We start from the raw sequence: 14,041 nt of genomic DNA on the forward strand, positions 1-14,041 counted from the left end.
AAGTTATCTTTTATAATAGTGTTCTTAGTTTCTTCGGGTTGATGAAATATTATGACAAACCAATATATGAGTAAAATGAATGGTTTTCATTTTTTAAATGCATTTTGCGCATATTTTTTTAAGCTTTAAAAATCAGAAACTTAATAACGACACATTAAAAATCGCCATTCCGCGAGGATGCTATATCATGATTAACTCAGATAACACTTTAGCATCAGCAGACTACAAGGAAGTAAGCAGGGTCATTGGGTAGCCTCTTTTTCGATAACCTCACTTTGATCAAACTTGTATCCACACCACTACCTCTCATAGACAACACTTACATGTTAAGATAGCCGCGACAACAAAAGTAAGAGGATGATCAGTGGTCACCATCAACGACGTCGCTAAGTATGCTGGTGTATCCAGAGGAACAGTTTCCAATGTCATTAATAACGTAAAAGTCAGGGAGAACTCCCGGATCAAGGTCGAACAAGCGATCAAAGAGCTTGGGTATGTACCGAATGAATTTGCCAGAGGACTTAAGAGCCAGCGTAACTCGACCGTTGTCCTCATCCTACCCACTATCTGGAATCCGTTTTTCTCAGAGCTTACGCACTACATCCAACTTGAGCTAAAGCAGCATGATCTCAAGTTACTACTCTGCAATTCCCAAGACGATTACCGGGTAGAACTCGAGTACCTTTCAATGGCAAAGCAAAATAAAGTCGAAGGGATTATCTCTATCTCATACAGTGACATTGACCCTTATCTCGAGTCCAACATCCCCATGGTGAGTATCGAACGTTTCTACAGTGATTCCATACCTCGGATCAGTAGTGATAACTTTCATGGTGGGTACCTTGCAGCCAAAGAATTGGTATCAAGGGGATGCCAGTCTTTGTTATTGGTCGGCAAGTCCAGCAAAAAGAACATATCCGTAGATAAAAGACAACGCGGATTTGTCGCCTATTGCGAAGAACACGGTATTCAGTACGAATTATTTTACCGTCGTGAACAAATAGAAAACTTTGAAACCGCCGTCCATGAGTTCTTTGCCGACAAAAGGTCAAAGACAACCCAATTTGACGGTATCTTCGCGGTAACGGACCGCTATGCCCAGTACTGTATTGATGGATTGGCTAAGCAAAACATCGCCTGCCCTGAAGATATCCAAATCATCGGCTTCGATGGTGCCAGAAGCTATCGCAACGAAACATTGCGTATTTCAACCATCCGCCAGCCCGTTGACCAGTTAGCCAAAGCCGCTGTGTCATCACTACTTGGTTTAATAAACGATGAAGCCATTGATATGGAACAAGTTTTTCCTGTTGAATTTACTCCAGCTCTAACCACTCGCTAACCAAACCTGCACAATTAGCTATCATTTTACTATTGATGGTAGCTATTTTTATTTTTCGGAATTCTGTTATCTAGCGCACATTTCACCCGTTTACATTCTCAAATAGCTCCGTTAATCTTCCTGCCAAGCAAAACTTGGAACGTTCCAAGTTTGAGTTTGAGAGGCATCAATGAACTACCAAGACATCGCGGGACAGGTCATCAGCCATATTGGTGGCAAGGAAAATATTCAGAACGCAGCGCACTGTGTTACACGGCTACGCCTAGTGCTGAAAGATCAAAACAATTTTGATAAATCAGCACTGGAAGAAATTGACGGGGTAAAAGGGGTCTTTACCAACAGCGGCCAACTGCAGGTTATCTTCGGTACCGGTACTGTCGATGAGGTTTACCAGGCATTTTTGAATGTCGCCGGAATTGAGTCGGCGTCGGTTTCTGATGTTAAGAAAGACGGAACAGAAAACCTCAGTGCCCTTCAACGCGGGTTTAAGGTTTTCTCCGATATTTTCATCCCTATCATCCCAGCATTTGTCGGTGCTGCGATTATCCTCGGCCTAAACTCCCTGCTGACAACAGCTTTCTTTGGTATGGAGCAATCGTTGGCAGAGCGTTCTGAACTGGTCAATGATTTCTGCGCTTTCTTGCGGGTCATCGCGGCCACTTTTGAATTCCTGCCGCTACTAATCATGTACTCAGCCGTCAAGCGCTTTGGTGGTAACCCAGTATTGGGTATTGTTTTGGGTGGTGCGATGCTGAGCCCGCAACTTGGAAATGCTTTTGTTCATGCGCTAAACCCGGAAACATCAGAGCATTGGAACCTGCTTGGTATCCAGACGCCGATTGTCGGTTTCCAGGGGGGAGTTTTCCCTGCAATCCTGACAGCGCTATTCATGTCGCTGGCTGAGAAGAAGTTCCAGAAAATTGTTCCTCAGGTTGTCTCATTTATTTTTGTACCTGCGCTGACACTACTTACATCTGGTCTGGCACTGTTTCTGTTCTTCGGACCTATTGGCAATATCTTAGGTCAATGGCTGGGTAGCCTGGCTGATTTTCTCTACAACGGCCTAGGTGCTGTCGGTGCAGGTCTGTTTGCCGCCATTTTGATGCCTCTTTGTGTGACGGGTACCCAGCACGCTATCCAGGCAGTTGAAATGACAATCCTTGCCACAACAGGCTATAACTATATCCAGCCACTTTGGTCTGTCGCTATCTTGTCACAAGGTGGTGCTGCGATTGGTATGTACTTGTTGTACAAGCGCAATAGGGATAAAGAAGTTGCGGTATCATCATTTGTGCCGACCCTATTTGGTATTTCCGAACCGGCAATCTTTGCGGTTAACCTAAAACATTCTGTCGTGCCTTTCTTCTGCGCCGTTGCTGCAGCATGGGTATCTGGCGCATTCATGCAGATGATGGATGTAAAAGCTAACGGCATGGCACTCACGGTGCTACCGGGAATGACAATTGTCGAGCCAAGTGTCTTTGCCTACTACATCATCGGTAACCTGATGGCCTTCACATTGCCTATTTTGCTCCTTCTTACTTGGAACAAAACCAAAGGCGTCAAGATCAGCGGTTAACCGAGGCAATATGATGAAATTACTTCCATTCGAAAAATACACATGGGTAACAGCGGCACACCGGGAATATTTAAAGTCACTAGAAGACTATGTATCCCAAAGCCAATACTTGCCAAAGTTCCATATCTACCCGCCAACAGGTTTGATGAATGATCCAAATGGACTGAGCTACTACAACGGTGAGTACCATGTTTTCTATCAGTGGTTCCCATTTGAGCCGAACCATGGCATGAAGCACTGGGGTCATACAAAATCTAAGGATCTGGTGAACTGGCATGATTGCGGTGTAGCTATCACCCCAGATCAAGAATATGAACAGCATGGTGCCTATTCAGGCAATGCGATTGAAAAAGATGGCCTGCTGTATTTGTTCTATACCGCTAATTACAAAACACCAAATGGCAAAATACCAAAACAAGCCCTCGCGGTTATGGACAAAGAAGGTAAGGTTACCAAATCACCAAAAAACCCAATCATCGATGGTGCACCTGAGGGGTACAAGGGTGAAATCCGTGACCCTTATGTTTTTAAAAAGGGTGAGCAATATGTCATGCTACTCGGTGCGTGGGCCGAAGATGATACCGGTCGTATCCTTGTTTATAGAAGTGATGGTGACCTTGAGTCCTGGCAATACAGCGGCACGCTAGATTTGGATATGGACTGCGGTTACATGCTCGAGTGCCCGGCCTACATGGAGGTCAATGGAAAAGATGTGTTGATTGTCTCCCCTATGGGACTGAGTCCCCAGGGCGACAAATACCACAACCGTTTTGCTTCTCTATACCTTGTGGGTGAACTAGATCTCGACAGTGGTAAATTTATCATCGAACATCAAAATGAAATTGATGCAGGGTTTGACTTCTACGCCCCACAAACTTTCCGGGGTAAAGAGGGGCAACCATTGATGTTCGGGTGGTTTGGTTGCGGCGAACAACCTTTGCACAGTGACAAAGATATGTGGAAGCATGGCCTTACGATGCCAAGAGCTCTCAGTGTCACAGGCAACAAGCTAAAGAGTTTTGTTGCGCCTGAGCTATTGGCTCAATTCAAAAATAGTGTATCTACTGAAAACACAGCAATAGCCGTAAATAGCTCTGCTTTTCGACTGAATACTCGTGTACCAAATGGATGTGAAGAGACAATAATCAGCTTTGGCGACAGCAATGATTGCTGGCAGCTAATTGTAGATACCCAAAGTGGTAAGGTCGCTGTTGATCGTGAAGGCTTGGATATCAAAGTCGATGAAGAATATGGATACCGTCGACAAACGGCTATCAAACCTCATCAAGCTGTAGAAATTGACATCTTTGTTGATAACAGCTTTGTTGAAGTGTTTATCAATGGTGGGGAAAAATCCTTCTCCCTGCGTGTCTTCAACACAAAACCAGAAGCAAACACCATTAGCGCAACTAAAACAATACCGTTAGACGTTTCTGTGTATTGCGGATAAATTAAATCTGAAGCCAGCTAATCAAAGCTGGCTTCTTTCAATTTCTATCCGCTGATTAACAGATACTGCATACCATGCGCTTAGTAACCAAAACCAAATCCGTCTGCTGAGCTTTCTCGTTCCATTTCCAATACGAATTCATCACGGCCAAACTGGTATTGCCTTCTGAATTCATTGCCATCAGGCATACCATCACAAATACCGAAATAGCTTTGACCAGAATTACCCAGCTGCCATGCCTTATCGATATCACAGTATTCGGCACGACCCACTTCATAGCCAACAGAATATTTTTGCTCAGCAGCAAACAAATCCCCACTTACCAGCGAAGAGAGATCCCTGACCCGGTGGCCTTTCAATGCATCTTGCTCTCCCAATGACTGCCAGTCATTGGCTGCCGCGTATGTCTCAACATAGTTATTGGCACTGCAGGCACTCAAAGCCAGCACCAATGAAATGCCCATTAAGGCACGCATCCGTTTGTGGTTGTTCATCTATGAATATCCAAGCTAGAAATTTTCAAAAATATAACTGAAATTGCGCAAAGGGTAAGTATGGCACAAGGCGGTAGGCTTTTGATATCGATGAAAGATTTGACAATGGATCAATAGCATTGACGGTTTTTAGCCTGAAGGCTTATGGAACAGCCGCTGCTCACAAATGCCAGCAGCGGCAATGAGGCTGTATTAGGCGAGGATAAGCAGTGGTGCGATCATCGACAGAGAGATGGCTGCAGAAAAGATAATCGCAAACGTCATTTTTTCGCTCATTGTATTTACTTCCTTATGATGCAGACGACATTGCCGCCATAAACAATACTTTTAAATACATGTTATACCAATGCGAATCATAAAGATACATTTTGCATATCATTTTAAATTCAAGGTTCACATATCCGAGCGACAAGAAAGCATCGGGTGTAACTAAAAATTTTTAAGGGGGCCGTACACCGACGATCCAAACGAAAACCTAACCTAAGTATTGTTATGTTTCATCAAACAGCATGTCCTTTCACCGTGATGAGGAAACTGCCAACAATGCGAATACCTTGTTGAGGAACCCTAACAAATTCATATTGTTCTAACTCGAGGCGATACTTGGGGTACCGAACCATAGCTGCCATCACTTCCATAGCCAACCGTATATATCCACCGTATATTGTGCCCCTTTCTTTCACCATGAAACAAAAGCAAACATAAAAAATCGAAACAAATTTATTTATTACAATGACTTATAAAAGTTAAATTATCAGGCTAAGCTGTCAAAAGGTGATAGACAACAAGGAGATCATCGTGAAAAAAATACTTTTCCCACTAGCGGCTTGTATCTTCAGTTTCCAGGCAACGGCAAGTATGAACATGGATATCAATGCTGGCTATTCTGGCGCCTACGTCACGGTCACGGAAAATGGCGCAGCATTATCCAACGTCGAAATTACAGCCAGCGACAAACAAGGCCATTCTGGCATCACCGATGACCAAGGTTTCGTCTTCGTTCCGGTCCACCTCACTGATACTAGGCTCATCACTTTCACGGCAACGAACACAGAGGGAGAGTCAGTTTCAAAAGAAGTATTTATCAGTGATAACGACTTCAGCACCACGACCAACCGCAACCGGGCTGGTCATTGAGTAATGTATTGGGCGCTATTTACTGCGCCCAATACTTAACATCTTGGCCTTACCACCATGCTTCGAACATGGCACCAAAGGTCCAAGAGTCTAGCTGCTCATTGAAAGATGAGTGCGAACCAAAGCTGTCTTCACGCCACTTGGTATCTTTTTCGGCATAAGTGGCATACAAACGGACCCGAGGCACTGCCCCGAAAGCAAACTGCTGGGCAAGGGTCGCTTTGTGGGTCGTATTTGTTCCGCTAAACGCATCGCTGGTCGCTTGCTGGTAACCAATCTCAACCAATGTCTGGGTAAACGAACTCCAACTATAAGTCGGGCGGATACCAATGTTGAAATAATCTTTACCGTCGTCGCCGACGTTATCCATACTAATCGTCTCGTAGCCCAGAGAGTAAGGCATGGAGATCGTGTCGTTAAAGAAGTAAGTACCGTGGTTCATCACCCTAAAACTCTGTCCCGGAGTTTCGATATTGAGCATATCTTCACTTGTCCAGCCGGAGACACCTATTCCGCCCGAATACTGCAGTGACAAGGTATTGTGCATACCACCAAACTGGCCACTATGGGAAACGGTAAACATATAACCGGTTGTATCAGGGTCGGAGACATTTTCTTTTAGCTCTGTATCATCCATCACAAAGGCAAAATTTGCCCCGAGGATCAATTTACCGTTCAAGAAATCAATATTGTGGAGACGTACCTCAGGCAAATGGACTCCGGTCTTGCCGGTTTCCGTCGTAAAGCCCCCTTCACCATCATCAACCAGTTTATCGAAGTCACCATTGTCATAATTCCAGGTCACATCCACCAACCAGTCTCTGCTGGTTTCAATATCACGGATACCAAAACCGCGGCCAACATTCTCCCAATATTTGAAATCCAGCATGTCATCGGCGAGGCCACGGGGGTAGCGCTTACCTGCCCAGATACTGGTAATATCACTGCCGAATACACCGTAGAGCTGCCCCCAAGCCTGCATAATATCGAAGCTGTCGCCAAAATTACCCTGGGCATCGTGCCATGTACCGATCATAATACCCACTTCGGCACGCTGGGCACCGGACTTATATACCGTTGAACTCAAGCCAAACTCAGCCCAGTCATCTTCATTACCCAAGCGATATTTACCATTAGCCCCATCGGCTTTAATATAATCCGGGTGCCCATTGCCACTTTCACTGTCCGGTGACGAGTGCATACCAGCACGGGCATATCCAAAGAAATTTAAATCAGGTGAAAATGATTCTTCTGCAAATGTTGGACTGGAAATAAGAGCAGCAAGTACAGCCGTCGATATTATTGTATTTCGCATTGTGTTTCCCTGTTATTTTTGACTAGAATTAGTGACATAACTATCCCTCACTTTGATCAAGCGATATGTTTTTAATTATTTATTACCCTCATCCCCTAAATATTTAGGAGATGAGAGTTTTGAGGGGGGTTAATTAAGTAAAGCGAATGAATTAATTAAATAAATGACACCTCGTATAATGGTTTGGGGCGATTTCTTTTACTTCAGGTAAATATTCAGTACAGCTTGGTTTCGCATGAGGACAACGGGCAGCATAAGGGCACCCTTTCATTTGTGGGGACCACATCGGCGTTTCCATCGAACGGTGTGTAGGAAGCTTCTCATGGATACTCCGCGATGGATCCGGCACGGCTGCAAGCAACAGTTTTGTATAGGGGTGTTGTGGGTTCTGGGTAATGGCTTCGGTATCCCCCCACTCCACCATATGACCGCAATATAGCACCATTGTCTCTTCTGCAAAGTAGCGCGCGGTTGCAATATCATGGGTGATGTACATGAAAGATTTATTCATTTCATGTTTCATCTGGTTCATCAGGTTCAACACCCCAATTCGAATGGACACGTCCAGCATAGACGTTGGCTCATCGGCCAGGATCACATCAGCCCCTATGGCCAATGTCTTGGCCAGGAAGACACGTTGTCGCTGCCCCCCTGATAATTGGTGGGGGAATTTTTTCAATACTTCTTTCGGTGGATTCAAACCTACCTGAAGTAATAGCTGCTCCAACTTATCTTCTAATTCTCCACCGGATAGTCCGTAATATATTTTAAGCGGCCGTGTTAAATGGTAGCGAATAGTATGGAGCGGATTTAATGAGCCAAACGGATCCTGAAATACCATTTGAACATCATTTCGATACTTGGTTAACTCATCGCCTGCTTTTATTTCTGAGATATTTCTTCCGCGATATAATATTTCGCCGTCACTGACATTGTTTATTTTAGTAATAGCCCTAGCGGTAGTACTTTTACCACATCCTGACTCTCCAACCACAGCTAAACAATGGTTGTTATACATTTTAAAATCGACGCCATTGAGCGCACGTAAATATTCTTTGGGTCCAAACAAGGAAGATTTCTTCTTGGCAAAATCAATCGTGAGATTTCGCGCTTCCATGGTGACATGTCTTTCTTGCATTATGCTTCTACCTCTACTCGGTCTTCCAGCGGCAGTGGCTTGTAACAAGCTACCCAACCATTGCGTTCAGCGTTATAAGTCAGCGTTGGCTCCTCACTCTTGCAACTTTGCTCGCATTTAAAACAGCGATCTGCAAAGCGACAGCCTGGAGGGAGGTTGGAAAGATCCAGCGGTGTTCCCGGGATCCCTATCATTTCTTTCATTTCCCCTTTCAGGGTCGGGAACGAGTTTCCAAGCCCATGGGTATATGGGTGTTGCGGCGTTCGCAGAATGGTTTTTGCATTCGCAACTTCCACCAACTTGCCCGAATACATAATGCCGATTTGATCGCAAAACTCGACCATCAGACTCAAGTCATGGGTAATGAACAATACCGAGAAGCCAAACTCAGCCTTGAGGTCGTACACTTTTTGCAAAATCTCCCGCTGTACGACTACATCAAGGGCCGTCGTCGGCTCATCCATGATCAACAGTTTTGGCTTAAGTGCGAGTGCCATGGCAATAACAACCCGCTGGCGCATGCCGCCCGAGAATTGGTGCGGGTAATCGAACAAGCGTCCTTCGGGAATATCAACAATGCGCAGTAACTCCTTCGATTTTTCGATAGATTCTTCCCGGCTGTTCACTTCACCGTGAGCCATGAAGATATCGTGGAACTGGTATTCGATGGTTTTCACCGGATTGAGGCAGTTCATGGCACTTTGGAACACCATAGAAGTGTCTTTCCAGCGAAACTGGCGAAGCTGCTCATCATCAAACTTGAGTACATCCTTGTCCTCGAACAATACCTGGCCTTTGGAGATCAACGCAGGTGGACGATGAAGTCGCATCAGGGCATAAGCAATGGTCGATTTACCGCAACCTGACTCTCCTGCCAATCCGAAGATACTGTTTTTGGCAATCGAGAAGCTGACATCATCGACGGCACGTACCCTGCCATTGAAGGTAATGTAATCAACGCAAAGGTTATTAACTTGAATTAGCGTGCTCATGCAGACTGCTCCTTCAGTGATACTTGCTCAAGCTTCTTTTGTTTTGCTTCTTCGCGGCGGAATTTTGCCATAATGCGCTGAGCTCGAAGTTTCGGGTTGGAGATCTCATCAATTGAGAAGTTAATGAGTGCGAGCCCAATAGCAAGGGTTGCTAGTGCCGTGCTCGGGGCCAAGATTTCCCACCATGCACCAATACGTATCGCTGACGTTTGTTGAGCGTTGTAAAGCATAACGCCCCAAGTCGTTGAGAGAGGGTCACCAAGACCAATAAACCCTAGCGTCGCTTCAGTCATGATGGCGAAAATGACTGTACCAATGAAGGCACTTGCCAAGATTGACAGCATATTCGGCATGACTTCACAGAAAACCAAGCGGTGTTTTTTTTCACCCATCACCTCTGCGGCATGAACGAAATCTCGGCTGCGAATAGCAAGGGTTTGAGCACGTATAACCCTTGCCCCCCAAGGCCATGAGGTCGCACCAATAATGATAGCTATCACTATCGGAGACACTTGGTCGAGGAACGATGCTAATACCAGCATCAACGGTAATGAAGGGATCACCATGACAATGTTGGTGATAAATGACAGCAAGTTATCAACTTTGCCACCGAAATAGCCTGACGTTACCCCCATAACAACAGCCATCACCATCACAAAAGCACCGGCAATAAAGCCGACAGCAATCGATGTTCTTCCACCGTATAGCGTCTGAGCCCAGACATCTCGTCCCATACGGGTTGTACCCATCACATTCTCAACAGATGGTTCTTGGTGCGGCCTGGCTACACGTGCATTGGGGTCATGCTCGGCGAACAAAGGCGCACCAAAACTCAGGATACAGACCAGCGCTACCATACATACGCCAACTCCTGCCTTGGTATTGTTGAGGAACAATTCCTTTAACTTGCTCAGTAAATTCTTCATTGTCATATCCCTATCAGTTCAGTTGGGTGCGTAAACGCGGATCAAGCAAGAACAGCAGCATGTCGGCAACGAAATTCGCCGTCAGCACCATGATGGTCATGATAAGCAAGTAACCTTGAATCAATGGATAGTCACGAGACATCATGGCTTGGAAAATCACTTGCCCCAATCCTGGGTAATTGAAAATGATTTCGATGATCAATGAGCCGCCGAAGATCATCCCGATAGACATGGCGAAAGAAGTGATCATCGGTAGCATGGCATTACGGGCACCATAAGCCAGCATCACTTTTTTATCCGACACCCCTTTGGCCCATCCCATTACGATGTAGTCTTCACCGAGTTGGTTGATCATGTTTGAGCGCATTCCCATGACCCCGCCAAGGCCAAGTAACACCATGGCTATCAATGGTAAAGTAAGGTGGTAAGCAACACTGGAGATCCACTCCCAAGTCAAGCCGGGTTCAATCGCAGGATCATAAGCATAACCGGTTGGGAACCAACCCAGATTCGAGGCAAACACAAAGTACAACACTAAAGCCATGACCACGCCCGGAATAGATGAAATAACCACCGACCCAATAGTAATCACGCTATCCGCTACAGAGCCCCGTTTCCAAGCCACATAGATACCAGCCAATGTGGTGATAGAGTATGAAATGACAACGTTCATCCCGACTAACAACAAAGTCCAGAGTGCACCACGGCCTAAGACTTCTGTAACAGGCTGGAAAAAGCGAGTGGAGATACCCCAGTCTCCCTTGAAGATATTTTGCATGTAGCTGAAGAACTGCTGGTATAGCGGGGTATTCGACGAGTACCCGTATAGTGCTTCGATGGCTGCAATGGTCTCGGCACTGACCTGGCCGCCGTTTTGAACCAAACGGGCAATGAATGATTGGATAGGGTCCCCCGGCATCATTCGCGGCAGGAAGAAGTTAATCGCAATGGCGACGATGAATGCAACCAGATAAAAGCCTAATCTTTTAACCGCATAATTCATGATTAATCCATTAATAGTTTAAACATTAGAAAAGAGAGGCAGATCTCCCCGCCTCTCCATGGGGGCTACTTCACCCAGCGAACATTGGCAATCACAACCTTCAGCTCACCTTCGGTGTAGAGCATGAAAGGCGTATTGATGGCCGAAAAGTCAGGTTTGCGGTTTTCAAACGATGACAACGGAATGCGGATTTCCTGCCATACGTCACGCTCGCCCTTGAGCTGTGGGGTAATTTCTACTGAGGAGATATCACTAAAGCTTCCCTTATCGCCGCGTCCCCACAGACCAACGGCCACTTCAACATCATCGGTCGGCTGTTCGAACACCAATACATCAAACACCAATTCGGTACTGTCACAGGCAAAGTCCGATAAGTTTTCTGCCAAACCATCACTTGGGTTAATGCATACAGCGCCAAACTTGCTGTGGAAAGTCACCTCCATTGCGTCCTGCTGCTGCTGGTAGTTGAACGGACGGGTTGAAAGTGCAGCAAGGTTCACCTTGTTGTTACGCGATGCATCAACCACTTGCCAATCAGCACCATTGATAAGCTTCATCTGATAATCGCCAGAGGCTTTCACACCAAACATTTCAATCGCACTATCCGTTGCATCCGAACCGTCGTTATCAAGCTCAAGCGCATTCAAATCCCGGGCTTGGCTGGCCTCGGAATCGGTATAGCTAAGTCCATAACCATAAGGGAACAGCGGCGCATGTTCTCCACTCGGGTCCTGCTCGTTGGCAGGCAAAACATAATTCGGGATATGCGGCGGAATACGGTGAACAGAGGTCGAGGTTTTCTTGTTCGGCCAGCTGAAAGAAAGCTTGCCGATAAAATCGTAATTCGCCTTTGCGGCTTCATCGCCAACCAACACATCGGTGATACCCAGCCCTTCACTGCCCGGCAACCATGCCGCTACAAAGGCTTCAGATTTCGAAATTTCCTCGTTTACGTACAATGGACGGCCCGAGAAAAACACACTCACAACTTTTACGCCTGCATCATGCAAACGACGGATTGTGTCGGTATCACGCTGGTAGCTGCGCTTAATTTTTGCGAACTCAAGGGTTTTGCCGTCTTTGATATCTCCCATCATCTCGGCATAAGGATCTTCGCCAAAGGCCACAATAGCTATGTCGACACCGGAAAGATCAGTGGCTAGCTCCGGGTCGAAAACAACATTCTCTTCACCCAGCGCCGCTTCGAACGCCATCTTGGTAGTCGTTGCTCCTGGGAAGTCTTCCAAGGTGTTTTCGTCACCCTGCCAGGTCAGGTTCCAACCGCCAGACTGCTTTTGCAAATCATTCGCCGCGCTGCCCGCCAGCAAAATTTTCTGGGATGACTGAAGAGGCAAAATATTGTTGTTGTTCTTCAGCAACACCAGTGATTTTCGCACCGCTTCCCGGGCAACTTCCCGGTGCTGGCTGGCACCCAACTGGTTTTGCAAGCCCGCATGCTTACGTTTCGTCGGCTGGGGTTTGTCCCAAAGGCCCGCACGCATTTTCACCCGCAGGATACGCGTTACCGCATCGTCAATACGTGACATCGGGATCACCCCATCTTTGACGTCCTGCACCGTCTGCTGATAAACAGGGATCCAATGGGCATGCTCAGGCACCATAAGAATGTCGTTACCGGCATTGATCGCATATGACGCATTGGTATCGGTACACTTACTCACCTCTGCATGACCATGCCAGTCCGTAACCACCAGACCATCAAAACCCATCTTGCCTTTGAGCACATCAGTAAGCAGGTAACGGCTACCGTGGATCTTGTGGTTATACGCCACTCCGTCAGAGGCTGTCTGGTCGTAATTGGCCTCATTGACCCAACTGTTGAAGGAAGACATCACCACCTGGGCACCGGCTTCAAGACCACTGAAGTAACCCATCGCGTGGATATTGCGCAGGTTGTCCTCGCTGTAGGTATTGATGCCACGATCCACTCCGTTAAGCGTTCCGCCGTCGCCCACCCAGTGTTTGACGTTGGAAATCACCTTGTCTTCACCCATTAACTCTTCAGTGCTGCCTTGTAGACCAGCCACCATTTGGGAGGCGTAAGCGAAAGTAATTTCAGGATCTTCGGAATATCCCTCATAAACACGGCCCCAGTTAAGCTCGCGAGGGGTGGCGACAGTCGGCGCAAACGTCCAATCGAGGCCTGTTGATGCCACTTCGATGGCTGTCACTTCACCAATACGGCGGATCAATTGCGGGTCACGGGCACAACCAAGGCCGATGTTGTGCGGGAAAACCGTTGAGCCAAATACGTTGTTATGGCCATGTACCGCATCGGTTGCCCAGAAGAAAGGCACCCGGAACGGACGATCGGCATAAGCCTCTTCCACTGCAAACCAGAATTCATCGGCTTTGTTCGCCCAGTCCTGTGCCGAGGCATGTTTGTTATCCTGCGGCCATGCCCCACCACCATTGAGGATAGAGCCCAGTTTGAAATCACGCGCCTCGGCAGGAGTCACCCCACGGAGGTCCGGCTGGATCATCTGGCCAACTTTTTCTTCCAGCGTCATTTGCGAAACAATATCTGCAACAGCATTTTCAATAGCCGGATCTGTTTTTATGGCCGAATTAATACGTGGCCACTCAGGAAAATATGGCGTGTTAAACGTAGTCATTAGATTGCACCTAATAAAATGGACAAATT

11 protein-coding genes are annotated in these 14,041 nt (G+C 46.6%); 4 read left to right on the forward strand and 7 right to left on the reverse strand.

Annotated features, from left to right (window positions below; genetic code table 11):
- Nucleotides 1-364: 364 nt before the first annotated feature.
- The 3 genes from BIZ37_RS07505 (at nt 365) to BIZ37_RS07515 (ending at nt 4,371) form a co-directional block, all read left to right on the forward strand.
- The gene (locus BIZ37_RS07505) at nt 365-1,342 is read left to right on the forward strand and encodes a LacI family DNA-binding transcriptional regulator (RefSeq protein WP_187460993.1); all 978 of its coding nucleotides are present in this window, start codon (nt 365-367) and stop codon (nt 1,340-1,342) included.
- Nucleotides 1,343-1,511: 169 nt separating this feature from the next.
- Nucleotides 1,512-2,921 carry a PTS transporter subunit EIIC gene (locus BIZ37_RS07510; RefSeq protein WP_187460994.1) on the forward strand — a complete coding sequence of 470 codons (1,410 nt, stop codon included), beginning with the start codon at nt 1,512-1,514 and terminating at the stop codon, nt 2,919-2,921.
- Nucleotides 2,922-2,931: 10 nt separating this feature from the next.
- On the forward strand, nt 2,932-4,371 hold the full coding sequence (locus BIZ37_RS07515) for a glycoside hydrolase family 32 protein (protein WP_187460995.1): 1,440 nt from the start codon (nt 2,932-2,934) through the stop codon (nt 4,369-4,371).
- Between the two features lie 80 nt (nt 4,372-4,451).
- Here BIZ37_RS07515 and BIZ37_RS07520 read toward each other — a convergent pair whose 3' ends face one another.
- Entirely contained in the window at nt 4,452-4,865 is a 414-nt protein-coding gene (locus tag BIZ37_RS07520) for a DUF2799 domain-containing protein (RefSeq protein ID WP_187460996.1), read from the reverse strand.
- A gap of 798 nt (nt 4,866-5,663) precedes the next feature.
- On the opposite strand from BIZ37_RS07520, the gene BIZ37_RS07525 reads away from it, so the two are divergent.
- Nucleotides 5,664-6,002 carry a hypothetical protein gene (locus BIZ37_RS07525; RefSeq protein ID WP_187460997.1) on the forward strand — a complete coding sequence of 113 codons (339 nt, stop codon included), beginning with the start codon at nt 5,664-5,666 and terminating at the stop codon, nt 6,000-6,002.
- 49 nt (nt 6,003-6,051) lie between these two features.
- On the opposite strand, the gene BIZ37_RS07530 is transcribed toward BIZ37_RS07525, so the two are convergent.
- The 6 genes from BIZ37_RS07530 to BIZ37_RS07555 all read right to left on the reverse strand — a co-directional run bounded on the left by BIZ37_RS07530 (nt 6,052) and on the right by BIZ37_RS07555 (nt 14,012).
- Complete coding sequence (locus tag BIZ37_RS07530) at nt 6,052-7,317, reverse strand: carbohydrate porin (protein WP_187460998.1); 1,266 nt, start codon at nt 7,315-7,317, stop codon at nt 6,052-6,054.
- A gap of 151 nt (nt 7,318-7,468) precedes the next feature.
- Nucleotides 7,469-8,455, reverse strand: a complete 987-nt coding sequence (locus BIZ37_RS07535; RefSeq protein ID WP_187460999.1) for an ABC transporter ATP-binding protein — start codon at nt 8,453-8,455, stop codon at nt 7,469-7,471.
- Nucleotides 8,455-9,447, reverse strand: a complete 993-nt coding sequence (locus BIZ37_RS07540) for an ABC transporter ATP-binding protein (RefSeq protein ID WP_187461000.1) — start codon at nt 9,445-9,447, stop codon at nt 8,455-8,457. The genes BIZ37_RS07535 and BIZ37_RS07540 overlap by 1 nt, the downstream gene beginning before the upstream one ends.
- Nucleotides 9,444-10,373, reverse strand: coding sequence for an ABC transporter permease (locus BIZ37_RS07545; protein WP_187461001.1), 930 nt, complete (start codon nt 10,371-10,373; stop codon nt 9,444-9,446). Before BIZ37_RS07545 ends, BIZ37_RS07540 begins: the two co-directional genes overlap by 4 nt.
- 13 nt (nt 10,374-10,386) lie before the next feature.
- Nucleotides 10,387-11,376: an ABC transporter permease gene (locus BIZ37_RS07550; protein WP_187461002.1), complete on the reverse strand. Its 990-nt coding sequence runs from the start codon at nt 11,374-11,376 to the stop codon at nt 10,387-10,389.
- A gap of 65 nt (nt 11,377-11,441) precedes the next feature.
- Nucleotides 11,442-14,012, reverse strand: coding sequence for a glycoside hydrolase family 3 protein (locus BIZ37_RS07555; RefSeq protein ID WP_187461003.1), 2,571 nt, complete (start codon nt 14,010-14,012; stop codon nt 11,442-11,444).
- Nucleotides 14,013-14,041: the final 29 nt, after the last annotated feature.

Source organism: Photobacterium sp. BZF1 (assembly GCF_014349205.1).
GTDB lineage: Bacteria > Pseudomonadota > Gammaproteobacteria > Enterobacterales > Vibrionaceae > Photobacterium.